22 protein-coding genes are annotated in these 22185 nt (G+C 38.8%); 16 read left to right on the top strand and 6 right to left on the bottom strand.

The features are described 5' to 3' along the window. Positions 1-41 precede the first annotated feature (41 nt). The 4 genes from AEA09_RS10165 (at position 42) to AEA09_RS10150 (ending at position 5458) form a co-directional block, all read left to right on the top strand. Positions 42-494, top strand: coding sequence for a MarR family winged helix-turn-helix transcriptional regulator (locus tag AEA09_RS10165; RefSeq protein ID WP_053583725.1), 453 nt, complete (start codon positions 42-44; stop codon positions 492-494). Between the two features lie 1323 nt (positions 495-1817). Next, on the top strand, positions 1818-2438 hold the full coding sequence (locus tag AEA09_RS10160) for an HD domain-containing protein (RefSeq protein ID WP_053583724.1): 621 nt from the start codon (positions 1818-1820) through the stop codon (positions 2436-2438). Continuing rightward, complete coding sequence (locus AEA09_RS10155; protein ID WP_053583723.1) at positions 2438-4324, top strand: ABC-F family ATP-binding cassette domain-containing protein; 1887 nt, start codon at positions 2438-2440, stop codon at positions 4322-4324. The genes AEA09_RS10160 and AEA09_RS10155 overlap by 1 nt, the downstream gene beginning before the upstream one ends. Before the next feature lie 12 nt (positions 4325-4336). Further along, positions 4337-5458: a conserved virulence factor C family protein gene (locus AEA09_RS10150; protein WP_053583722.1), complete on the top strand. Its 1122-nt coding sequence runs from the start codon at positions 4337-4339 to the stop codon at positions 5456-5458. A gap of 295 nt (positions 5459-5753) precedes the next feature. Here the strand turns inward: AEA09_RS10150 and AEA09_RS10145 are convergent, their stop codons facing one another. Both AEA09_RS10145 and AEA09_RS10140 read right to left on the bottom strand, forming a co-directional pair. After that, the gene (locus tag AEA09_RS10145; RefSeq protein WP_053583721.1) at positions 5754-6806 is read right to left on the bottom strand and encodes a DUF4030 domain-containing protein; all 1053 of its coding nucleotides are present in this window, start codon (positions 6804-6806) and stop codon (positions 5754-5756) included. Beyond that, a complete protein-coding gene (locus tag AEA09_RS10140) occupies positions 6787-7308 on the bottom strand; it encodes an RNA polymerase sigma factor (RefSeq protein ID WP_053583720.1) in 522 nt (173 codons plus the stop codon). Before AEA09_RS10140 ends, AEA09_RS10145 begins: the two co-directional genes overlap by 20 nt. A 162-nt stretch (positions 7309-7470) precedes the next feature. Between AEA09_RS10140 and AEA09_RS10135 the strand changes: the two genes are divergently transcribed. Further along, entirely contained in the window at positions 7471-7905 is a 435-nt protein-coding gene (locus AEA09_RS10135) for a GNAT family N-acetyltransferase (RefSeq protein WP_053583719.1), read from the top strand. Positions 7906-8033: 128 nt separating this feature from the next. Here the strand turns inward: AEA09_RS10135 and AEA09_RS10130 are convergent, their stop codons facing one another. Then, entirely contained in the window at positions 8034-8375 is a 342-nt protein-coding gene (locus AEA09_RS10130; RefSeq protein ID WP_053583718.1) for a DUF3147 family protein, read from the bottom strand. Then, positions 8359-8772, bottom strand: a complete 414-nt coding sequence (locus AEA09_RS10125; protein ID WP_053583717.1) for a MarR family winged helix-turn-helix transcriptional regulator — start codon at positions 8770-8772, stop codon at positions 8359-8361. The genes AEA09_RS10130 and AEA09_RS10125 overlap by 17 nt, the downstream gene beginning before the upstream one ends. 220 nt (positions 8773-8992) lie before the next feature. On the opposite strand from AEA09_RS10125, the gene AEA09_RS10120 reads away from it, so the two are divergent. The 3 genes from AEA09_RS10120 to AEA09_RS10110 all read left to right on the top strand — a co-directional run bounded on the left by AEA09_RS10120 (position 8993) and on the right by AEA09_RS10110 (position 11442). Then, on the top strand, positions 8993-9745 hold the full coding sequence (locus tag AEA09_RS10120) for a GNAT family N-acetyltransferase (RefSeq protein ID WP_082332624.1): 753 nt from the start codon (positions 8993-8995) through the stop codon (positions 9743-9745). A 292-nt stretch (positions 9746-10037) separates the two neighbouring features. Continuing rightward, positions 10038-10793, top strand: coding sequence for a MerR family transcriptional regulator (locus AEA09_RS10115; RefSeq protein ID WP_053583716.1), 756 nt, complete (start codon positions 10038-10040; stop codon positions 10791-10793). Further along, positions 10786-11442 carry a GAP family protein gene (locus AEA09_RS10110; protein WP_053583715.1) on the top strand — a complete coding sequence of 219 codons (657 nt, stop codon included), beginning with the start codon at positions 10786-10788 and terminating at the stop codon, positions 11440-11442. The genes AEA09_RS10115 and AEA09_RS10110 overlap by 8 nt, the downstream gene beginning before the upstream one ends. A 206-nt stretch (positions 11443-11648) precedes the next feature. Here the strand turns inward: AEA09_RS10110 and AEA09_RS10105 are convergent, their stop codons facing one another. Beyond that, complete coding sequence (locus AEA09_RS10105) at positions 11649-11984, bottom strand: hypothetical protein (RefSeq protein ID WP_053583714.1); 336 nt, start codon at positions 11982-11984, stop codon at positions 11649-11651. 135 nt (positions 11985-12119) lie between these two features. Further along, complete coding sequence (locus AEA09_RS10100; RefSeq protein ID WP_053583713.1) at positions 12120-12509, bottom strand: RDD family protein; 390 nt, start codon at positions 12507-12509, stop codon at positions 12120-12122. A gap of 370 nt (positions 12510-12879) precedes the next feature. Between AEA09_RS10100 and AEA09_RS10095 the strand changes: the two genes are divergently transcribed. The 8 genes from AEA09_RS10095 (at position 12880) to AEA09_RS10060 (ending at position 22184) form a co-directional block, all read left to right on the top strand. Then, complete coding sequence (locus tag AEA09_RS10095; protein ID WP_053583712.1) at positions 12880-14112, top strand: M20 family metallopeptidase; 1233 nt, start codon at positions 12880-12882, stop codon at positions 14110-14112. Beyond that, positions 14109-15203 carry a tartrate dehydrogenase gene (locus tag AEA09_RS10090; RefSeq protein ID WP_053583711.1) on the top strand — a complete coding sequence of 365 codons (1095 nt, stop codon included), beginning with the start codon at positions 14109-14111 and terminating at the stop codon, positions 15201-15203. The genes AEA09_RS10095 and AEA09_RS10090 overlap by 4 nt, the downstream gene beginning before the upstream one ends. 1 nt (position 15204) lies before the next feature. Further along, a complete protein-coding gene (locus AEA09_RS10085; protein WP_053583710.1) occupies positions 15205-15951 on the top strand; it encodes an SDR family NAD(P)-dependent oxidoreductase in 747 nt (248 codons plus the stop codon). 10 nt (positions 15952-15961) lie between these two features. Then, positions 15962-17416, top strand: coding sequence for an aldehyde dehydrogenase family protein (locus tag AEA09_RS10080; protein WP_053583709.1), 1455 nt, complete (start codon positions 15962-15964; stop codon positions 17414-17416). A gap of 15 nt (positions 17417-17431) precedes the next feature. After that, the gene (locus tag AEA09_RS10075; RefSeq protein ID WP_053583708.1) at positions 17432-18442 is read left to right on the top strand and encodes an ABC transporter ATP-binding protein; all 1011 of its coding nucleotides are present in this window, start codon (positions 17432-17434) and stop codon (positions 18440-18442) included. Between the two features lie 180 nt (positions 18443-18622). Next, the gene (locus AEA09_RS10070) at positions 18623-19600 is read left to right on the top strand and encodes an ABC transporter ATP-binding protein (protein ID WP_053584680.1); all 978 of its coding nucleotides are present in this window, start codon (positions 18623-18625) and stop codon (positions 19598-19600) included. 32 nt (positions 19601-19632) lie between these two features. Continuing rightward, entirely contained in the window at positions 19633-20598 is a 966-nt protein-coding gene (locus AEA09_RS10065) for a P1 family peptidase (RefSeq protein WP_053583707.1), read from the top strand. A 17-nt stretch (positions 20599-20615) separates the two neighbouring features. Then, positions 20616-22184 carry an ABC transporter substrate-binding protein gene (locus AEA09_RS10060; protein WP_053583706.1) on the top strand — a complete coding sequence of 523 codons (1569 nt, stop codon included), beginning with the start codon at positions 20616-20618 and terminating at the stop codon, positions 22182-22184. Position 22185 lies beyond the last annotated feature (1 nt).

Genomic DNA, 22185 nt, shown 5'->3' with positions numbered 1-22185 from the left:
TACAAGGGTTATACAACGTACAAAAAAAGAGGTGATTTGTAGTGGAACAAAATTTACGAGAGCTTTTCCAAGTCTTTAGTCGACGCTTTGGCTTTTTAAATAAAGATTGTTGTCAAGCTTGTGGTCACAATATTTCTCTTGTACAGAGTCACATTCTATATGAGGTTGAACATCAGTATCAACCTTCTATCCAACAAGTGGCAGAAAGTTTAGGTACAGACATTACAACCTTTAGTAGACAGGTACAATCGTTAATCAAACTAAATCTAATTTCTAAAAAACCTGATCCGAAAGACCGGAGAATTTCCATTTTATCACTCACCGAGGAAGGAAAAGAAGTTGCAGAAAACATCAATCAACAAATGAATCAGTATTTAGATGATGTTTTCTCTAACATGAGTCAAGAAGAGAAAGAGATGGTTATACGTTCTATTCAATTACTGAATAAGAGTATGCAAAAAACCACTAAGTGTTGTACTACACCATTAGGGTAATACAATTGAACCTACTAATAAATGATTACTCACAATCTTCAAATTTACAAACATTTATCCCCATCTAATAAAGTGGTAGCTGCTTTCCGCTCCAGCACTCGCTTTCCACGGGCGAGCGTCAAGCCTCCTCGTCGTTCATTCTTCACTCCTGCGGGGTCTCAACTGTCTCGGTTTCCCGTAGGAGTCTCGCACTTCCGCGCCAAGCAACTACTAGCTATTAAAGAAATTTATATTACTCTTAATAAATATCAATAATACTTTTAAAGGCTCTAGAACAAAATCTGCACTTGACAGCACATTCCACTACAGGCGGACGCTTTGCCGCCGACGCTTCGTTTTCGCGCAGAGCAAGAGCTTCCTGGGGGCGAGCCTTGAGCCTCCTCGTCACTTATACTCCTGACGCTTTGCTTTCGTCGCAAAAAACACCGCTCCTGCGGGGTCTCAAGCTGTTCGCTAATCCCCAAGGAGTCGCCGCCTTTCGTTCCATGTGCTTACATAGTTTTTAAGTCAAGCACATATTTTGGTAAAGAGCCATATTAAAGTTTAGAAAAAATAAAAGCTGCCAACATCTAATTTCTAGATGGGCAGCTTTTATTGTTCCTTCAACGGGAGGGTATTACGTAACATCAACTTATTTCCTACTTCCTTCTAACGCGATACGTTCTAAAGCATGCGCTTACAAAATATTTTCTTATTTTCGGTAAAAATCGTTGCCTAAACGACATTTCTTTTTTGCAATCATGACTCGGATAATACGGATGGCTGGCAAAATCATAGAAGTTAGTTGGTGACCAATTTAAGCATTAAATCGAGAAGCTACGTTCACACATATTCAAATTGAAGAACATAAGAAGGTAACGTCAATTAAGCGTTAAATCAACCACACTATTACTACGATTTAGTCAAATCCTACTTGGTCATGATAACAAATCTTACTCGTTGTTCACTTATTTTAGTGTTGTACGTAGACTATGCAGTACTACAATTTCTAATTGCTAAGGGAAAGTGTTCACTTTAATTTGTTCATGATTTGAAAGCGTAAAACAATAAACATTTGGAATCCCCGTTGAAGGTTTAAAACCTTGCATTAACAATCTTACTCGTGCATAGAACTTTTACACCACTCAAAAAGTGAGAGTACAGAACGTGTGGAACTGTTCTGTAATTTCATATTACAATATTCAGAATAATAAGTCAATTGATATCTTCAACGTTATCAATTAAAGTTTGAATTTTCTTTTGTTGTACAATCAGGGTGGATGTTTATCAATAGATGCTGGCAATACAGTATAATATAAAAAGGGAAAGGAATGAGTGTAATTTATGAAAGAATTAGTTGAAAACGTACGAGGGATTTACGAGAGATTCGATGCTAGTCATGACTTTCAACATATAGAGCGCGTTTATCAAAATGCGTTAGCGATTTTACATACAGAGCCTGGTGCTGACGCTGAGGTCGTGAAAATAGCTGTACTTTTACATGATGTAAGTGATAAAAAATATACCGATAGTAAAGAGCAAGAAGAGAAACTGATTTCCGAGCTACAGATTAGCGAGGAGAAAAAGCAGCATATTCGAGATTGTATTGCACAGGTATCGTTTAACGGAGGCCATGAACTGGAGGCAACTTCTGTTGAAGCCAAGATTGTGCGAGATGCGGATCGTTTAGATGCTATCGGAGCTGTTGGCATTGCACGTACTTTTGCTTACGGTGGTGCGAAGGGTCGCAAACTATACGATGAAGCTGAAGAAGTACGTACTGAAATGTCAGAGGAAGAGTACCGTAGCAAAAATACTTCATCTGTGACGCATTTTTACGAAAAGCTATTGTTGTTGAAAGATTTAATGACAACAGACAAAGGGAAGCAAATGGCTGAAGAACGCCATCAATTTATGGTAAGCTTTTTAGAGCAATTACAAAAAGAAAGAGAAGGCAAAGCATAATGAGTCATTTAATCGTACAAAATTTAACGAAAACAGTGGGCGACAAAACGCTCTTTAACAATATTGAGTTTACAATTTATGAAGGAGAACGTGCTGGATTAATCGGCATTAATGGTACAGGTAAATCCACGTTACTCTCTATACTAGCTGGTCAACTAGAGGCAGATTCCATAGAGGTAGATCGCCCAAACAAATATCGAATCGCTTATTTACCACAGGAGCCGACGTTTAATGGCGGGGAAACAGTACTTCAAGCAGTATTTGCTGGCGATTCACCAATCTTAAAGCTAAATCGTGAATATGAAGATACAGTTGCTGCACTCGCTGCCAATCCAACGTCTGAAAGTCTGCAAAAAACATTATTTAGTTTACAGAATCGCATGGATGAGGAGCAGGCATGGGATGTCAATGCATTAGCGAAAACCGCGTTAACAAAGCTAGGTATTGAAATGTTTGATAAGGATGTATTGACGCTTTCAGGTGGACAACAAAAGCGTGTCGCATTAGCGAAAGTGTTAATTGAGCCAGCTGACCTTTATTTATTAGACGAGCCGACCAACCATTTAGATGTGCAATCTACAGAGTGGCTACAGGAAATGGTGATGCGCTTAAAAGGAGCAGTTATTTTCATTACCCATGACCGTTATTTCTTAGATGAGTTATCGACACATATTTATGAAATTGCTGACCAAACAATGTATCGTCATACGGGCAACTACGGAGACTTTTTAGAGGCACGTGCAATTCGTGAGGAAATGGCCGCTGCTTCTGCACAAAAAGACCGTAACCGTTATCGTTCTGAATTAAAATGGATTCGTCGTGGTGCCAAGGCGCGTTCGACGAAACAAAAAGCACGTATTCAACGTTTCGAGCATCTTGAAGATAACTTAGAGCGCAAGTCAGATGATGTTTCGCTTGAAATGGGACTAGCAACTACTCGTCTTGGTCGTAAAGTGTTAGAGGCTGAAAAAATAACAAAGGCATTCGGTACGCAAAAAATCGTCGAGGATTTTGGATTTATACTCCAGCAGGGCGATCGTATTGGGATTATTGGTGCCAATGGTGTTGGTAAATCGACGTTATTGAAAATGTTAGCGGGGGAATTACAGCCAGATACAGGTGAAATCCATGTCGGTTCAACCGTGAAAATCGCACATTTTAAACAGACATTACCGAAAATGAATGAAAAAGAACGCATGATTGAATATATTCGTGATGCATCGAATGATATCACGGATGCAACTGGTGTACGTTTTTCTGCTGCACAAATGCTTGAACGCTTTTTATTCCCACTAAATGCACATGGTACACCAATTGGTAAGTTATCCGGTGGTGAACGTAAGCGTCTGCACCTATTAAAATTATTAATGGAACAGCCAAATGTTTTATTACTAGATGAACCGACGAATGATTTAGATATCGAAACGTTAGGCGTGCTGGAAGATTTCATCGAGCATTTCCCTGGTGTCGTAATTACGATTTCCCATGACCGATTCTTCCTAGATCGAATCGCGAAAAAGCTGTGGGTGTTAGACGGACAAGGGCATGTTGAGGAATCATTGGATGTTTACAGTGATTATTTACTAAAACGTGAGCAGGTATCAGCTGTAAAGGCAGAAGCACCAAAAGTAGAAAAATCTAAAATAGAAAAGCCGAAAACTGAGAAGAAAAAATTATCATTCAAAGAACAAAAAGAATGGGAAACCATGGCGGATGATATTGAAAAAACAGAAGCGGCGATTATGGAAGCCGAGGAAGGCATTGCAAACGCTGGCGCTGATTTTACAAAGTTACAGGAGTTAACGGCAAAGCTTGAAGAACTAAATGCAAAATATGAGCAGCTTATTGAAAGATGGTCGTATTTAGACGAAATAGTAAACGGATAAGGAGCGAAAAATATGAAGATCATTACAATTGAACCAACACCGAGTCCTAATTCTATGAAGATTGTAGTTGATTCGGAGTTACCATTTGGTAAAAGTTTCAACTATACAAAAGACAATAAAGACGAGGCCACAGGAGAAGCGGCAGCAATTTTAGCCATTGAAGGGGTTAAGGGCGTTTACCATGTATCCGACTTCTTTGCGGTAGAGCGCAATGCAAAATATGCATGGGAAGGTATTTTATCGAGTATCCGCCAAACATTGGGTGAAGATGTTGTTTCAGCTGAAGAACAACAAGTGGCGGATGAGTTTTACGGTGAAGTTTACGTCCATGTACAGTTTTACAAGCAAGTACCTTTGCAAGTAAAGGTTTTTGACAATCAACGAGAGCATCGTGTTAGCGTTGGCGAGCGTTTCGTTAATGCCTTCAATCAAATTATGGAAACAGCGGTCGACGAAAACTTTATTTTCCAACGTAAATGGATTGACTATGGCGTACGCTACGGCGAGCTTGAGGACATCGCAGAAACGGTAAAACAAGAGATTGATGTGACATATTCAGAAGAACGATTAGTTGAGATTGTTGATGCTATTAATAATACAGAGAAGCTTGAGAAACCACAGAAATTAAAAGTGACGGTAGAACAATTTGAACAGTCTGAATGGGAAAAACGTTTCCAGTTGCTCGACCAAATGACAGATCCGGAAGTAGATGATTTACCGCTTTTGGGATTAGCATTAGAGGATGAGCAAATGTCGATTCGTCGATTAGCAACGGTTTACCTTGGCATGGTTGAGGATGTTGCAGTTGTGCCATATTTAGAAAAAGCATTGAAAGATAAAAGTGCTGCGGTACGCCGAACTGCAGGAGACTGTATGAGTGACCTTGGCTTCGTAGAATTCGAAGATGCCATGCAACAAGCATTACAAGATAAAAACAAGCTTGTACGTTGGCGTGCGGCGATGTATCTATATGAAGTCGGCACAGAAAAATCGTTAGAAGTACTAAAAGCTGCCGAAGATGATAAAGAATTTGAAGTGAAGCTACAAGTGAAAATGGCAATTGCCCGTATTGAACAAGGTGAGGACGCGAAAGGTTCTGTTTGGAAGCAAATGACAGAATCCCGTCAGAAATAGTCTATAAACTGAAGCTAAACAAAACCAACATTCGAAGTAAAGAATGTTGGTTTTTTTATTGTTCTAATTTTTTTGGCAGCGGATAGCCTAGGGCATTGTTGCTAATTAGAAAATCAAGATGGATGTCGATAAATTCAGGAATGTGTCCGATAAAATTGGAAAGTAGGGCGATAAATATAAAAAGTAGGGTGATAAATTTGAAAACATGTCCGATAACTTAAAAAAATGCCCTAAACTTGGGAGCCTAACTGATATTTTGTCTAGATTACATAACTACAATTTAATTTGCTAATGTTTAGTTGGTAATAGTGATAAAGGCATCTTCATTTTTTAGTAGTAACTTTATTGTATAGGGATCATTCTCCATTTGTTCTTGGACTTCAGGAAGCTGAAGGTAGGTATTAATTGCATTCGTTATTTCTTCTGTAATCTCATTTGTGGGAGGTTGCTCCCAGTCAGTCTTTAAGTAAACATTTGAGTGACCTTTTTTAACTTTATAGCTTAGGCCAGTAACTTGATAGCGTGATTTCCCGATAAGGGCATCATATATATCGCTCGCAATATAACCCCATCGATTTGATTGCATACGGTGTTTGAAATTAAAAGTGGTAACCTCAATTTCTTGAATGTCTAAGTCATGTGCCTCAATTTCCTTTTCAATTGTATCGATAATGTCTTCCTGTTCTTTAATGTGGTCAGGCATATCTATTTTTAACGTATATGAATACAAATTATCTTTTAAACCCGCCAACTCATAATTTGCTTCTTCCTCAAATCCAAACTTGGTAAATACGTCTTTTACAATTTGTCTTGCCGATTCATATACGGCATTCGTTTTAGACAATCTTTTTGGCCTTTCCTCTAATTGCTCTGCTTCTCTAATAACTAGCTTGTAGTCATCGATCCCATTTTCGTATAAAAATGTCTCCACGATAGGTTGGAGATGTTTTTTTACATCTTTTAAAGGTGTGTTGGTTAATGTGACACCAATCTTAATTGTGAAGGGTGAAGGCGTGGCCCCTACAAAACTAACTTCATATCCCTCTTGTTGGATAAGTTCGACAATTTGACCAGTTATATCAGAATTAATAGCACGATCTTCGGAATAACTAGGTTGAATGTCTAAATGTAGTATTTTTGCTGCTAAATTAGCCATTGTCGATGAATAGAAAGGTGATAACAGGAAAAGTAGGCACATGGCAACTACAGCGAGCCAATACTTTTTATACGAACGTTTAGGAGCAGTCTGCTGCAGTAAAATACGCTGCTTTAATGCTTGTTGATGCTTAACCTCGATATTAAGCACTTCACTAAGCTCTTTCAATTGATCATTCAACGGATCCTTCATATTCATAGCCTCCTTTGATGAGTTCACTTTTCAGGTCAGACAATGCTCGTTTTAGTGTCATTTTTACTTTGCTTTCTGACCAATTTAAAATTTCAGCTGTTTCTTGTGTTGAAAATTCTTTGATTTTTCGTAATAGGATGACTTGGCGATACGTGTGTTTTAACTTCTGGACAGCTTGATATAGCTCTTCATTCTGAATGCTTAACGCAACAACCTGCTCTGGCAAAGCTTGATGATCGATTTCTTTCGTCGTTAATCCTAAAAAGTGCTGTAACGGATGTTTTTTGCGTAAATAATCAATCGTTGTGTTATGGGCAATCGAAAATAACCAAGTCTTTATCGAAGATTGACGGGAAAAGGATTGTTTGTTTCGATAAGCTTTCATGAATGTTTCTTGTGTTAAATCTTCAGCCTGTTGATAATCGCGCACCATTAAGAGTATGTATGTTAAGATCGTTTCTCCATAATTATCAAACCAACTAGCTAAATCCTCTTTTTCCATCTTTCATCACCTCGTTTCTATAAACTTAGACGGAATGTTAAGTGGATTGGTCACACTTTGAAAAATGTAATTAGGGTGAAAATTTTGTTGGATTCTCAACAAATCTAGTTTTATACTAGAAACTATGGCTTAACAAAAAAACACAGCTAGAGGAGAATGTATATGAACGCAATAAAAATTACGACAGAAGAAGATTTACAAACAGCCTTCGCCATTCGCAAAAAAGTTTTTGTAGAGGAACAGGGCGTTTCGATTGAAGAGGAAATGGATGAATTTGACTTACTAGACGCTGCATGTGAGCATATTTTAGTGTACTATAACGATCAACCTGTAGGAACAGGCCGCGTACGTGTAGTCGATGGCTACGGAAAACTAGAGCGAATCTGTATCTTACAAGAATTCCGTAAATTCGGTCTTGGCAAGGTCATCACGCTGAAGTTAGAAGAATTGGTGCAGGAAAAGGGTATCACGAAATCTAAGCTGAATGCGCAAACATATGCCGAACCGTTTTATGGAAAGTTGGGCTATGTGCGATCAGGTGAAGAATTTATGGATGCAGGTATTCCACATATTTTAATGAAAAAGCAATTTAGCTAGACAATAGTTAAGCAACTGAAATTTTTACAGAAAGTTAACGGAGTGATTACACTCCGTTTTTTTATGTATATTTGTAGAAAAAGTTTAATCATATTGAGAGGGGGAATCTTCCACCAACACTTCTTTTTTTATGATTTAACAATCAAAGTTAACCATTTCTGAGCACCTAAAAAGATGCCCCAACAGACTACTCCTATTGGAATTGCTAGTCCTATATGAAGATTGTTTTTCAATGCGATGTATACGCCAATTAACATGACAATTGTAGCCGGTAATCCAAGTATAACTCCCCATGTAAATTGTTGGATTTGTTCATGAGTTTGTCCTTGTACGGTTAGCCAAATAATACTCAATAAACTTATAAGAGGCAATGCAGCTATGATACCTCCATAAGTAGGTAATCGTCTAGCAAGTTCTGTCACAAGGCCAATGATGGCAGCTGAACTGAAAATTTTAATAATCGTGTACATTAGAAGCAACCTCACTTAATAATTTAAATGCACGCTCAATTTCTCGTTGCTGATTTTCAGTCAGAGTAGCCCATACCTTCGACAGCTTTTCAACATCTAACTCGGTATTTATCTTTACTACACGTAAACCTTCCTCTGTAAGTCTAATATATACAACCCGCTGATCGTGAACAGAACGATCTTTGACTACCCAACCATTACGTTCTAATTTTTTTACATGCTCTGACGCTGTATTGTGAGAAATATTAATAGATATAGCAATATCACCAATTGTCACACGCTGTTCTTTTTGAACATGTTGCAAAATCCGTATACTTTGATGGGAAATCGAAGCGTTTTGTTGTTCTGGGTGTAGGTAATAGTAAATAGTTGTAAAATACTCGTTAAATTGTTTCATTGCTTAATTCCTTTCTGATTGAATATCGTATAAAACGATTATATCGTATTGTACGATATAAATAAATAACATCAGGAAAATTATTAATATCATTTATTGGCTCTGTTAAATGAAAATGTTTATGCAGTATAAGGGAATTTACGGAAGTGAATTGGGATATTTATGTATAATAATGGGGAATGATAGTGCAAAGAGATATGTAAAATGAGGAGGGAATAAATTGGAGCAAATTGAGATGGTAGAGATAGTCGAGGGGAATCTAGATAGTAAAGGGTGTTATTGTCTTCGTAGCAAGTCAAATTCATCCGGCTACATAAATAAAAAACAATGGCTTAAGGGAAGGTTCAACGAAGGATTAAAGTATATAAAAATAATGGAGAATAGCAAACCTGCAGGGTTTATTGAATATACACCTATTGAATATTCTTCACGAGTTGTATATGGTGAAAATTATTTAGTTATTCATTGCTTATGGATAAATATTACGGGAAAAGGGTATGCCTCACAATTGATTAAAAAGTGCATTCAAGATGCAAAGGAACAACATAAAGATGGAGTTATTGTGATTACAAATCAAGACACTTCCTGGACCCCTAGTAAGGATGTTTTTCTAAAAAATCATTTTATAGAAATAGATAGATCACCATATGGTTTTGAATTACTTGTACATAAATTTGGAAATTCCCCTGACCCATATTTTCCTAGTGATTGGGATGATCGACTTAAACGTTATAAAGAATTAACAATCCTTCGCACACAACAGTGTCCTTTTATTGATATAGCAACCGATAATGTTGTTACGGCGGCAAACAATTTGAATATAAAAACAGAAATTATTGATTTTAAAAATAGAGAAGAAATATTAATGCTTTCACCTACTGCTTATGGTATTTACGGAGTTATTTACAAAAATAAACTAATTTCATTTCATCGACTTACGTATCATACTGCAATGAAACGTTTAAAAGAGTAAGTCTAATTTATGGTGGTTATTATCATTTTTAAACTACGTGCTAACAGTATCGCGATAAGCCATTCGTTTAAGAATCTACAAGATGTTAGTGCTAATTCTTCCTCATTGTTTTGTTACTGATTAGCTAATTTAGTAAGAGAATTATAGATTTAATGTTAGCGGAGTCAGTAGGCTCCGTTTTTTATTTGGCTGAAGAAAGTATTAGAGATTAATTATTTTTTCTGAAAACACTTGAAACTTACGTAACGTCATTTTGTATAATGTTGATAAACGAATAAGGAGATACAATCGAATGATTACAATTAAGGAAATATCAAAATTAACAGGAATTTCTGTTCGTACTTTACGTTACTACGAAGAAATTAGATTACTAATACCGTTAAATAAAACAGAAGGGGGACACAGATTATATGGAGAAGAAGAATTGAAACGACTGCAACAAATTCTATTTCTCAAAAATTTAGGGTTTAAATTGAAAGAAATCCAAAGACTTTTGAACGATACGTGGGATTGGTCAACTAGTTTAGAACATCAACTTGCATTTGTGCTAGAAGAGCAAGAAAAGTTGAAGCAAATGGAGAATACGTTAACTGGCTTGAAGAATGCCTTAGCGATTGAGGGAGAATTGAATGAAACACTAATTCAAAAAATGATTAAACTTTCTAATAGAGAAAGCGAGAAAAAACAAGCATTTCGAAAGCAAATGTTTTCTAATGATGAATGGCAGTTGGTAAAAAGCCTTCCAAACTTAAATCGCAATGATCCCAATTCATTAGAGTGGATGGGGTTGTTGGGCCAGTTGAAGCAATTAATGTCAAATGGTGCAGAGTCGGATTCAGTCCAACGTATCATAAAGAGGATGATAGAGAAGAGCACTGAAGAATATCCCGATAACGAGGTTTTTCTAGAGAAAATGTGGGACATACGAAAATCGTCCTCACTTTCGGATAAAGTCGGATTATATCCACTGGATGAAGAATTTTTAAACTATGTTGAACAAGCTTTTAACATTTATGAAACTAGGGAGTTGAGGGGAACTAGTGAATAATGAAATACTATTGTTTATTGGTGCATTGGCTATTCTAGATATGTTTAGCCCAGCTATAATCGGAGTTACAGTGTACGTGTTACTTGTAGGGAAGAGAAAACAAACCCAGCTAATTATCGCTTATTTAACGACCGTTATCGTGTTTTATTTTTGTACAGGTGTGTTTTTAATGCTTGGCTTAGATATCATATTTAAGCCAATTGCAGATGCTTTAAGTAGCAATATTGCAAAATTGCTTATGACCATCATTGGTGCCATATTGTTTATTGGAAGTTGGTTTGTACCAAAGAAAAAATATGCGGAATCACCTAAACCAAAACAGTTTAAAGTGAATGCAATGATTGGATTGGGAATAACCACTTCACTTTTAGAAGTAGCCACTGCAATACCCTATTTCGCTTCAATCGGTCTTATGATTAGCAACGAGTTTACGATTTATGAATGGTTACCTGTTTTAGCAGCGTACAATGTAATGATGGTTGTTCCTGCCCTGGTATTACTTCTTCTTCATATGTTATTCCGTCGATTTATGCAGAAACCATTAAGAAATTTGCAGGCTTTATTTCAAAAAAATACAAGCTCAGCGCTATCTTGGGTTATGTTCTTCGTGGGACTTATACTGCTAGCCAATGGTGGGGATTTTGGTTAATGTAGCTGCATTTTGTGAATGTATACAATCAAACTAAACGCGGACTTTAGTCAAATTAAAGACATTAAAAACAGCAATAGAATCCTTGGAAATGAAGGATTCTATTGCTGTTTTTTGATGACGTTTATCCATTTTTCAAAGGTTTTGGTCTTTCGTAAATTGAATATTTAACTAAAGTTCTCGTTAGTGCAATAAAGTTTACTGTATTATATTTTCATATTTTTCGCAAATATAGAGGGCGAAAAGGAAACTTTATATTTTCCTGCGAGTTCTTTTTGTACCTTTTCTGTTAATTTCAAGCCCTCTTCATTATGTATTTCTTCTAGGTCAACTCCATTAGGAAGTATCCCATTATTATCCCAATCAATCCATTTACCGTATTGCAGTATCCACTGACTTAATTCATCCTTCAAGTCGTTAGAAATTGAAAAATCTCCAATATTGAAGTTACAATAACATTTATTACACCAGAGAGCGTCTGCACCTATATCGGCTTCAACTTTCAAATCATACGTTTTATTACACCCACATGAATCCACCATTTTATATTTTCGTCTCCCATTCTTAAAGTAAACTACTGTGTTAATTGAATAACAACAAGCCTTATGAAAACAGCTTTTTATTTTTATGAAACGTATGGAATCCCCCGAGTGATAAAAGTCGGGGGATTAGTCCTTTTACAGTTCCTTTACTACCGTACTTGAAAAGCGGTCATGAGGAAGTATTTCTCCATCTTGTTTTTCAAATTCTTTAGGGTTTTTTAGGTAATCGAATGTGCTTACAGTATCCCGATAAGCCATGCGTTTAAGGATCTGACCAGATGTTAGTTCTGAACCTTCCTCATTTTCAAGGGCAAGTCCCGTTGCTTTGTAACCAATTGTTTGTCCATTTTGGCGCAATTGTGCATACTCTAGCGCCCACATTACGACTGTTGGAGTGATTAAAGCATGAACAGCTTCGTTTTTCACTTTTTTTCGTAGGAAATATTCAACTCCAGCAGTAACTACGCTTGAGACTGCCACGTCTATCAAAAATGCTTTCGTTCGTTTTTTTGTAACGGGTTCCACTATAGTTCCTCCTCACATTCTTTTCTCTCTTAAAGATATACGCAAAACAATGGAAAAGGTTTCAATTAAAGAGATGAAAAGTTAATAAAAAATCTCTAGAAGTCCACAAAAGATACATTACCCCAAAAAGAGAGTGATAGAAAAAATCATTAGTATTTTGAATATCATCACTTTCATAACGCTTCTTATTTCTTCTATGAAAAACCTCTTCACCTTTTTAAAATTCATCGAACCTAAAACAACCTGGAGTGTTTAAATATCATTTTCTAATCAAAAAGTATATAGCAATCTGTGATTTATTAGTATCTTATCTCATATTAATAGTTATAAGTTTAAATTTCAGAATATTTTTGATATGGAGGAGATATAGATGACATTAGCGAGCTTGAAAACAACTGAATCGTACGTACGTGATCGTATGGTAGTAATTGAGCTGACACAAAAGCTTGTACGTATTGAAAGTGTATTTCGTGAAAATGATCCAAACGGTAATGAAGAAGAAGTAGCCAATTTTGTCGCGCAGTATCTACGGGATATTGGCATTAAAACTCATGTTGAGGAAGTTGTGCCTGGCAGACCAAATGTTATTGGCATTATTGATTCTGGAAAACCGGGGAAGACACTTCTTTTTGAAGGGCATACAGATGTGGTGACTGAAGGGAATCGTGAGGCATGGACGCACGATCCATTCGGGGCCGAAATTGTCGACGGTCGTATGTATGGACGAGGGACGAATGATACAAAAGGAAACCTTGCTTGTATGATTACAGCTTGTCAGTCGTTGTTATTAGATCAGGAAGACTTTACAGGCAAGATAATTTTATGTATTCCGTGCGATGAAGAGGGACTAATGTTAGGTATTAAGCATTTCATCAAAAACGGCTGGGCTGACGGAGTGGACGGTGCAATTATTTGTGAGCCGCAAGAAAATAATGTGTGTATAGCACAGCGTGGCGCTATTCGCTTACAGGTAGATATTTTCGGGAAAATGGCTCATGGCGCTATTTCTTGGAGTGGCATTAATCCAAACTGGCGTATGGCGCGCTTGATTGTGGAACTTGAAAAATTCGAAAAAGAAGAGCAGGTGCGTTTAGGGAGAGATCCCATGTTAAACTGGCCATCGATTACGCCAACAATTTTACGTGCACCCGTAAAAGGAGATGCGCAAATAAATGTAATTCCGGATCACTGTATGGCGACGCTCGATATTCGGACTGTGCCAGCGCAAGATCATGACGAGTTACTTGGCAAAATTGAAGCAATTATTCATCGCTTACAAGCGGACGATCCAGACTTCAAGGTGGAATTGACAGTGTTAGATAATCGACCGGCGACTGCAACAGCGAAGGAAAATCCAGTCGTACAGGCGATTTATGAGGCGGTTGCAGAAGTGACAGACCAAGAACCGATTTATAACGGCGTACCAGGTGCAACAGATGGCACATTCCTCCATGTACATGGCATACCAATCGTGACAGTAGGTGCTGGTGACCGTGAAATTCCCCACCAAATAAATGAGTATGTTGATATTGAAGAACTGGCGGAGACGACAGCGATTTATCGTTTGGCAGCTCTGAAGTTTTTAGCAGGGGACAAAGAATGAGTAAAGCAACTCGAATAGCAATTATCCCAGGGGATGGTATTGGTAAAGAAGTAATGGAGGAAGCCATCAAGGTGCTTGGGTATATCGAGGAGTATGATTCAACCCTACAAATAGAGGTGAAAATATTTCCGTGGAGTTCGGATTATTATCTAAAACATGGGCAAATGATGCCAGATGATGCGCTTGAAACATTGGCGCAATATAATGCCATTTTATTTGGTGCGATAGGAGATGCACGTGTACCAGATGATGTTACGGTTTGGGAGTTAATCATGCCGATTCGTAAACAATTTCAGCAATATGTAAATTTCAGGCCAATAAAATCACTACCTGGTATTTCCTCACCTTTAGCGAATGGTGGGGACATTGACTTTGTCATATTCCGCGAAAACGCTGAAGGGGAATATTCAAATAGTGGTGGGCGTATTTACAATAATCAACCACAGGAAATGACAATTCAAAATACGGTTATGACGCGTATTGGTATTGAAAAGATTGTGCGCGCAGCTTGTGATTATGCGCATAAAAATCACAAAACGAAAATTACGAGCTCAACAAAATCAAATGCCATTATTCATTCAATGAAGTTTTGGGACGAGCATACGAAAAAAACACTCGCGAAAACGTCGCCAAAACTTCAACTGGAATCTATTTATATTGATGCTCTAGTGGCATATTTCGTGGAGCGTCCACAAGATTTTGAGGTTGTAGTCGCCTCGAACTTATTTGGTGATATTTTATCAGATTTAGGGTCTGCAATAGTAGGGGGCCTTGGTCTTTCACCTTCTGCAAATATAAATCCTGAAAGAGAGTATCCGTCTATGTTTGAGCCGGTTCATGGTTCGGCACCTGATATTGCAGGAAAAGGCATCGCGAATCCAATCGCTCAAATTTGGTCACTTGCCTTATTGTTTGGGCATATTGGACGCCCAGACGTGGAAGAGCTCATTGTGACAGCAATTGAGAAAGTGTTAAGAGAAGGTATTGTAAAAACAGCGGATATTGGCGGACGAGCAACGACAAAAGAAATGGGTAACGCAATTTGCGAAGCGATTGTAGCGATGAAAACATCATCAGCAGGGAGTGTTTAATATGGCGATAGAGCAACAAGTGGTGATTGTGACAGGTGCTGGGGGAGGTATGGGCCAAGCCATTTTAAAGTATCTGCTTGAGCAGGGGAATATCGTTGTTGGGCTTGATTTATCAGTAACATCACTGGCTAGCTTATATAGTGATGCACTGCAAATCTATAATGTAAACGTACTAGATGAGGACAAAGTAAACGACGTTTTTCGAAATGTGTATGACAAATATGGACGGATTGATGGACTTGTAAATGCACTTGGCATTGCGCAGGCGGCGACACCGATTGAGGATGTTTCGATAGATGAGTGGAACCGTTTAATGGATGTAAATGTGAAGAGTTTGTTTATTACGACAAAAGCAGTTGTACCGTATATGAAGGTACGTAAAAAAGGTGCGATTGTCACGATTGCATCGATTTCAGCCGTGCGCCCGCGCCCAGGGTTGCAAGCCTATATCGCATCTAAAGGAGCCGCGGAAAGTTTCTCACGTGGCTTGGCCATTGAACTGGCACCACACCAAATCCGAGTGAATACAATTCATCCAGGGCCATCGGATACACAAATGTTGTCTCAATTTACGGCTGCAGGTGCAAATGTTGAACAAACGAAACAAGATGTGTTTGTTCAATCTGTGCCACTTGGTCGTTTAGTCGATCCAACAGACATTGCTGGAGCAGTTGGTTATTTACTTTCAGATGCAGCGAGTATGGTAACTGGCACGACATTACACGTTGACGGAGGCCGAGGATTGTAGGAGGGGTAAGATGAAAAAGATTCCAATGTTCATAAACGGTGAATGGGTTCATGCAGATGAAGAACGGCTAATTGATGTGACAAATCCATCTACTGGTGAGGTACTCGCACAAATAAGTAACGCAAATGAGACCCATGTAAATGAAGCGATACATGCGGCACGTGTGGCATTTGAAAGTGAAGAATGGCGTAGAGTGAAGGCACATGAACGTGGTCAGTTACTCATCGAGTTAGCACAGTATATTCGCAACCATGCAGATGAATGGAGTTTGCTTGAGTGCCTTGATGTTGGAAAGCCTCTATCACAAGCGCGTGCAGATATTGAATCGGCGGCTCGCTATTTTGAGTTTTACGGTGGGGCAGCGGATAAAGTGATGGGCGATACTATACCGATTGAAGATGGTATTTTAAATGCGGTAGTACTAGAGCCTGTTGGAATTACCGTACATATTGTCCCGTGGAATTATCCAATTCAAATTACTGCTAGAAGTGTCGCAGCTGCCATTGCAACGGGCAATGCAGTGATTGTGAAAAGTGCGGAGGATACACCATTAACAACACATGCGATATCAAAGTGGTTTGCGGATAAGGTACCGGCTGGTATATTCCAACATATTACAGGCTTAGGGAATAAAGTTGGATCATTGTTAACGTCACATCCAGACATTAATCACATTACATTTACTGGCTCTGTATCAACAGGCAAAGCAGTCATGAAAGCAGCAGCAGAAAATGTTGTGCCAGTCACGTTAGAGCTTGGCGGGAAGTCACCCAATATTGTGTTTGCAGACGCGCCAATGGAACAGGCATTGGAAGGTGTACTGCGTGCTATCATTCAAAATGCAGGACAAACATGCTCGGCAGGTGCACGTTTACTTATTGAAGAAAGTGCAAAAGAGACATTCTTAGCCCAGTTAGAAGAACGTTTTAAAGCGTTAAAAGTTGGTCCAGGTGAAGCGGACCTTGATATGGGGCCATTGTTAAATGAGCGTCAATTCCTGAAAATTTCATCGCGATTACAGCAAGCAAAGGATGAAGGCATTGTTGTAGTGGGGGGCGAGACGGTGATAATTGAAGGCTATGAGAATGGCTATTATATACAACCAACTATTCTTGCTGGCATAGACGAACATCACGTTTTAGCGCAAGAGGAAATATTCGGACCAGTGCTTACTGTTTTTACATTTGAGACAGTAGAACAGGCAATTGCATTAGCTAATAGTACACAATACGGATTAGTGGCAGGCATTTGGTCAAAGGATTTAGATACGGCTCATTATGTTGCTAGCCGTGTGCAAGCTGGACAAGTATTTATCAATAATTACGGAGCAGCGGGCGGTATTCAAATGCCATTTGGAGGTTATAAGAAAAGCGGTATTGGCCGTGAAAAAGGCTTTGTTGCATTAAGAAATTATACGCAAATGAAAAATATTGCAATTCGTTATGCTTTACCCAATCGAACATGAGAAGGAGGGAAGCATATGGAACCAGTAGAAACAAAACAGATACTTTTAGAAGTACGTAATTTAAAAATTCAATTTCAGCTGAAAAATGGCAAAAAAGCCAAAGTAGTTGATGATGTTAGTTTTTCCATTCATAAAGGAGAAACAGTCGCACTCGTTGGTGAATCAGGCAGTGGTAAAAGTATTACATCACTTTCCATAATGCGCCTACTTCCAATACCACCGGGGGAAATCGCATCTGGAACCATTCTATTAAACGGTAAAAACTTATTAGACTACAAAAATAAAGAGATGAGCCATATACGAGGTAATGAAATTAGTATGATTTTTCAAGAACCGATGACATCACTCGATCCAGTTTTTACGATTGGCAATCAAATAATGGAATCTATAAAAAGGCATCAAAAAGTGTCCAAAAATGAAGCGCGTGAAAAATCCATACTTCTTTTAAAAGAGGTAGGCATTGCTAATGCGGAAAAGGTAATTGGTGAATATCCACATCAATTATCAGGGGGGATGCGGCAACGTGTCATGATAGCGATCGCCATGTCAAATAATCCACAACTTCTTATTGCGGACGAGCCAACAACCGCACTTGATGTAACAGTGCAGGCGCAAATTTTAAATTTGATGATGAAAATGAAGAAAGACCATCACTCGGCTATTTTATTTATCACACATGATATGAGTGTGGTCGCAGAGACGGCTGACCGCGTGATGGTCATGTATGCAGGTCAAATTGTTGAAGAAGCACTGGTGAAGGAGCTATTTTTAAATCCGCAACATCCTTATACTAGGGCTCTGTTAAAAACGATGCCGAGCCTTGATACGGATGTGGAAAGATTGCCGTCTATCCCGGGGATTGTACCGCCTGCCTATGCATTACCAGATGGGTGTCGCTTTGCACCGCGATGTCAATTCGCAATGGATCAGTGTCACACGACTCTACCAGAGGTGCTAGTGATTGATGAAGCGCATAAAGTACGTTGCCACTTATTTTCGTTCAGCAGTAAACTCCCACCTCTTTAGGTAGTGAGATGAATGAGATTGTAGCTTTTTTTGTGGACGTCTAAACGTCGGCTGAATGAAAATAAAGCCTCCGGCGGATGTCACAGATTTTGAAGGGAGTTAATTGTGCATGCACAATTCAAAATCTGGACGCAATTACGCTTAGGCGTAATTGATTTTCAGAGAAAGGGGCGCGTGCTTATGACGAAAAAGGAAGTCTTACTTGAAATCAACCATTTAAAAACCTATTTTCCTGTGAAGAGAAAGTCGATGAAGGAAGAAAAGAAGGTCGTGAAGGCTGTTGATGATGTTTCAATTGAAATATATCGCGGTGAGACACTTGGTATTGTGGGAGAGTCAGGGTCAGGTAAATCGACGTTTGGTAGAGCAATTTTGAAGCTTGTTGAACCGACAGAAGGAGAAATATTATATAAAGGTCAACAGATTCAGCATTTGAAGGGTAACAAATTACAAAAGTATCGCAACCAAATGCAAATGATATTTCAAGATCCTTTCTCCTCCCTTAATCCACGTATGAAGGTTGGTGCCATTATTGAAGAACCAATGGCATTACAATTGACTCTTACAAAAGAGCAACGCAAAAAACGTGTGAAGGAGCTATTGCAAAAAGTTGGTCTATCAGAAGATACGATGCATAAATTCCCACATGAATTTTCTGGTGGTCAGCGTCAGCGTATTGGCATAGCACGTGCACTTGCCGTCAATCCAGAATTCATTATTGCAGATGAACCAGTTTCAGCACTCGATGTATCAGTACAATCGCAAGTTCTAAATTTACTTATGGATTTACAAGATGAATTTCATTTGACGTATTTATTCATTTCGCACGATTTAAGTGTAGTTAAGCATATTAGTGATCGTGTAGCTGTGCTCTATCTTGGTCGTATTGTAGAAATAGGTACGAAAAATGAATTGTATGCTAATCCACTACATCCATATACAAAAGCGTTGTTATCTGCGATTCCGATTGTCAATTTTGATGAACCAAAGCAGGCCATTCCTTTGCAGGGGGAGCTACCTAGTCCAATGAATCCACCTGTAGGTTGTGTGTTTCATACGCGATGTCCCTTTGTAATGGAGAAGTGTCATCAAGTGCGACCAACCATGGAAGAAATGAACGAACATCAACGTGTGGCCTGCTTTTTATACGATAAATAGTGTGAAAATTCAATCAAAAAGGAGCGGGGTAGATGTTTGGGAATATTACCGATGTCCCTGGTGTGAAAGTAGGGCATGTAGAGAATAAGGATGCAATCACTGGATGCACGGTACTGCTTGTCGAGAACGGTGCAGTGTGTGGTGTCGATGTGCGAGGCTCTGCACCCGGTACACGAGAAACAGATGCACTTGATCCAATTAATGCAATCGATTGTGTGCATGGCATTTGTTTGGCTGGTGGTAGTGCGTTTGGTTTAGATGCCGCGACTGGAGTGATGCACTATTTAGAGGAAAAAGGGATTGGTGTAGACGCAGGAGTTACAAAAATTCCAATTGTGCCAAGTGCCGTGCTGTTCGATTTATTTATCGGCGATGCACATGTAAGACCTTCAGCGAAAATGGGCTATGAAGCTGCGGAAAATGCGGGAGTTGGTGCTTTCGCTAACGGAAATATTGGTGCGGGATATGGCGCGACAGTTGGCAAAATGGCAGGCCCGCAATTTTGCATGAAAGGAGGATTAGGAAGTGCATCTACCACTGGAAAAGAGGACCTTGTTGTCGGAGCGATTGTTGTAGTTAATGCAGTGGGAGATGTGAAAGACCCTGACACAAGAGAGATACTTGCAGGTGCGCGCAACCCAAAAACGGCCAGCTGGATTGATAGCTGTGCATATTTAGAAGAATATGCACAATCACAAGCACTTCAAGGAACGAATACCACAATTGGGGTCATTGCAGTGAATGCACAATTAACGAAGGCTGAGGCAAAAAAAATTGCTCAGCTAACGCAAAACGCACTTGCACGTACGATTTATCCCGTCCATACGATGCTAGACGGCGATACGATTTTTGTATTAGGTACGGGAGATAAATCCTACCCTGTTGACTATATTGGTCATTTAGCTACACAGGTCATGGAACAAGCGATACTTACAGGTGTCAAATCAGCGGCCAAATTGGCGGAAGTAGAAAGCTATGCAAGTATTCAAAGCACATAAAAAGGGGGATGGATTTTATGAAGCTGAAAAAGAGTTGGTTACTAATATTGTTGACACTGATCATTAGTTTAATGATAAGTGCATGTTCTTCAAGTGATGGAGGAAAAGACACAGCGACATCAGTTGACAAAGAAGGGGAAGCTAAGCCCGCAAGTGAAGTACCACAAGAAATTGTTGTGCGTGTCAATGATGACCCTGACTTTTTAGATCCACATAAAGCGACAGCATCGATTTCTTACCAAATGATTCTAAATATTTTTGAAGGACTGATGGCGCCGGAAACAGACGGTTCATTAAAAGAAGGAATTGCAGAGAGCTATGAAATCTCGGAGGACGGTTTAACGTACACATTTAATATCCGCCAGGGTGTCAAATTCCACAATGGTGATGAGTTAACAGTTGAAGATATTCAATATTCTTTTGACCGTTTAATGGGTAAAAGTGGTGGCGAGAAAATGTCGAATAACTTCGATAATGTTGCATCTACAGCAGCCCCAGACGCTAATACATTTGTCATTACACTAAAAGAACCAAACTCTAATTTCTTATATTCATTAACAGGACGCCAATCAGCGATTATACCGAAAAGTAATGACGGTAAACATAATGAAAATCCAATTGGAACAGGTCCATTTGCGTATGAAAAATATTCTCCAGGTACAAACCTTGTACTGAAAAAGAACGAAAACTACTGGAGAGAGGGATTACCTTATTTAGATAAAGTCACGTTTGCATTCCAATCAGATGACCAAGCTGCGATTATGAGCTTAATGGCAAATGAAGTTGATTTAACAAGTGTGCCTTGGCAACGGGTAAGTGAAGTAGAAGGTAGTCATAATTTATCGCATCAAAACAACAACTCTTCGCTAATCGTGACATTTAACGAAACAAAAGCACCGTTTGATAATGTGAAAGTTCGACAAGCCATAAACTATGCAATTAGTAAAACAGACATTATGGACTCAGTCTTTGCGGGCTATGCGGTAGAGCTTGGCTCGAATATGAGTCCAGCAATGGGTGACTACCAAAAAAAAGGATTAGAAAAAATGTATGCGCATGATGTAAAAAAAGCAAAAGCATTATTAGCAGAGGCGGGCTATCCTGATGGTTTTAAAACAAAAATTACAGTATCATCGCACAATGATATGTATTCAAATATCGCACAAATCGTTGTTGCTAACTTAAAGGAAATTGGTGTAGATGTGGAAATTGAAGTCGTGGAGTGGAGTATTTGGTTAGACCGCGTTTACTTCGGTCGTGATTATCAAATGACAACAATTGATTTAACGGGTCGAGCTTCTGCTTTCGAAATTTTAAATGATTACATCTCAACAAATGATGGTGAAAATTTCTTCTTATTCAAAGATGCTGAATACGACCAAATCATGTCAGATGTACTGAAAGAAACAGATCAGGCGAAACAAATTGCATACTATCAACGCGCGCAAGAAATTTTAGCAGAGCAAGCCGCAGCTGTGTATATTGCTGATTATCAAATTGTTTGGGGTTCAGATAAACAAATATCTGGACTGAAGAGCTATCCGTTTTGGTTCCACGATATGTCTGAGGTGAAATTCGCTAACTAGG

The sequence above is a fragment of the Lysinibacillus contaminans genome (genome assembly GCF_001278945.1).
Taxonomy (GTDB): Bacteria; Bacillota; Bacilli; order Bacillales_A; family Planococcaceae; genus Lysinibacillus; species Lysinibacillus contaminans.
The sequence above is the reverse complement of the archived record's forward strand: the minus strand, read 5'-3'. Positions and strand labels throughout refer to the sequence as shown.

What these genes read in the sequence shown, in the direction of transcription:
- AEA09_RS10160 (WP_053583724.1), top strand. Translation starts at nt 1,818, where the DNA reads ATGAAAGAATTAGTTGAAAACGTACGAGGGATTTACGAGAGATTCGAT.
- AEA09_RS10155 (WP_053583723.1), top strand. Translation starts at nt 2,438, where the DNA reads ATGAGTCATTTAATCGTACAAAATTTAACGAAAACAGTGGGCGACAAA.
- AEA09_RS10150 (WP_053583722.1), top strand. Translation starts at nt 4,337, where the DNA reads ATGAAGATCATTACAATTGAACCAACACCGAGTCCTAATTCTATGAAG.
- AEA09_RS10145 (WP_053583721.1), bottom strand. Translation starts at nt 6,806, where the DNA reads ATGAAGGATCCGTTGAATGATCAATTGAAAGAGCTTAGTGAAGTGCTT.
- AEA09_RS10140 (WP_053583720.1), bottom strand. Translation starts at nt 7,308, where the DNA reads ATGGAAAAAGAGGATTTAGCTAGTTGGTTTGATAATTATGGAGAAACG.
- AEA09_RS10135 (WP_053583719.1), top strand. Translation starts at nt 7,471, where the DNA reads ATGAACGCAATAAAAATTACGACAGAAGAAGATTTACAAACAGCCTTC.
- AEA09_RS10130 (WP_053583718.1), bottom strand. Translation starts at nt 8,375, where the DNA reads ATGTACACGATTATTAAAATTTTCAGTTCAGCTGCCATCATTGGCCTT.
- AEA09_RS10125 (WP_053583717.1), bottom strand. Translation starts at nt 8,772, where the DNA reads ATGAAACAATTTAACGAGTATTTTACAACTATTTACTATTACCTACAC.
- AEA09_RS10115 (WP_053583716.1), top strand. Translation starts at nt 10,038, where the DNA reads ATGATTACAATTAAGGAAATATCAAAATTAACAGGAATTTCTGTTCGT.
- AEA09_RS10105 (WP_053583714.1), bottom strand. Translation starts at nt 11,984, where the DNA reads ATGGTGGATTCATGTGGGTGTAATAAAACGTATGATTTGAAAGTTGAA.
- AEA09_RS10095 (WP_053583712.1), top strand. Translation starts at nt 12,880, where the DNA reads ATGACATTAGCGAGCTTGAAAACAACTGAATCGTACGTACGTGATCGT.
- AEA09_RS10090 (WP_053583711.1), top strand. Translation starts at nt 14,109, where the DNA reads ATGAGTAAAGCAACTCGAATAGCAATTATCCCAGGGGATGGTATTGGT.
- AEA09_RS10085 (WP_053583710.1), top strand. Translation starts at nt 15,205, where the DNA reads ATGGCGATAGAGCAACAAGTGGTGATTGTGACAGGTGCTGGGGGAGGT.
- AEA09_RS10080 (WP_053583709.1), top strand. Translation starts at nt 15,962, where the DNA reads ATGAAAAAGATTCCAATGTTCATAAACGGTGAATGGGTTCATGCAGAT.
- AEA09_RS10075 (WP_053583708.1), top strand. Translation starts at nt 17,432, where the DNA reads ATGGAACCAGTAGAAACAAAACAGATACTTTTAGAAGTACGTAATTTA.
- AEA09_RS10070 (WP_053584680.1), top strand. Translation starts at nt 18,623, where the DNA reads ATGACGAAAAAGGAAGTCTTACTTGAAATCAACCATTTAAAAACCTAT.
- AEA09_RS10065 (WP_053583707.1), top strand. Translation starts at nt 19,633, where the DNA reads ATGTTTGGGAATATTACCGATGTCCCTGGTGTGAAAGTAGGGCATGTA.
- AEA09_RS10060 (WP_053583706.1), top strand. Translation starts at nt 20,616, where the DNA reads ATGAAGCTGAAAAAGAGTTGGTTACTAATATTGTTGACACTGATCATT.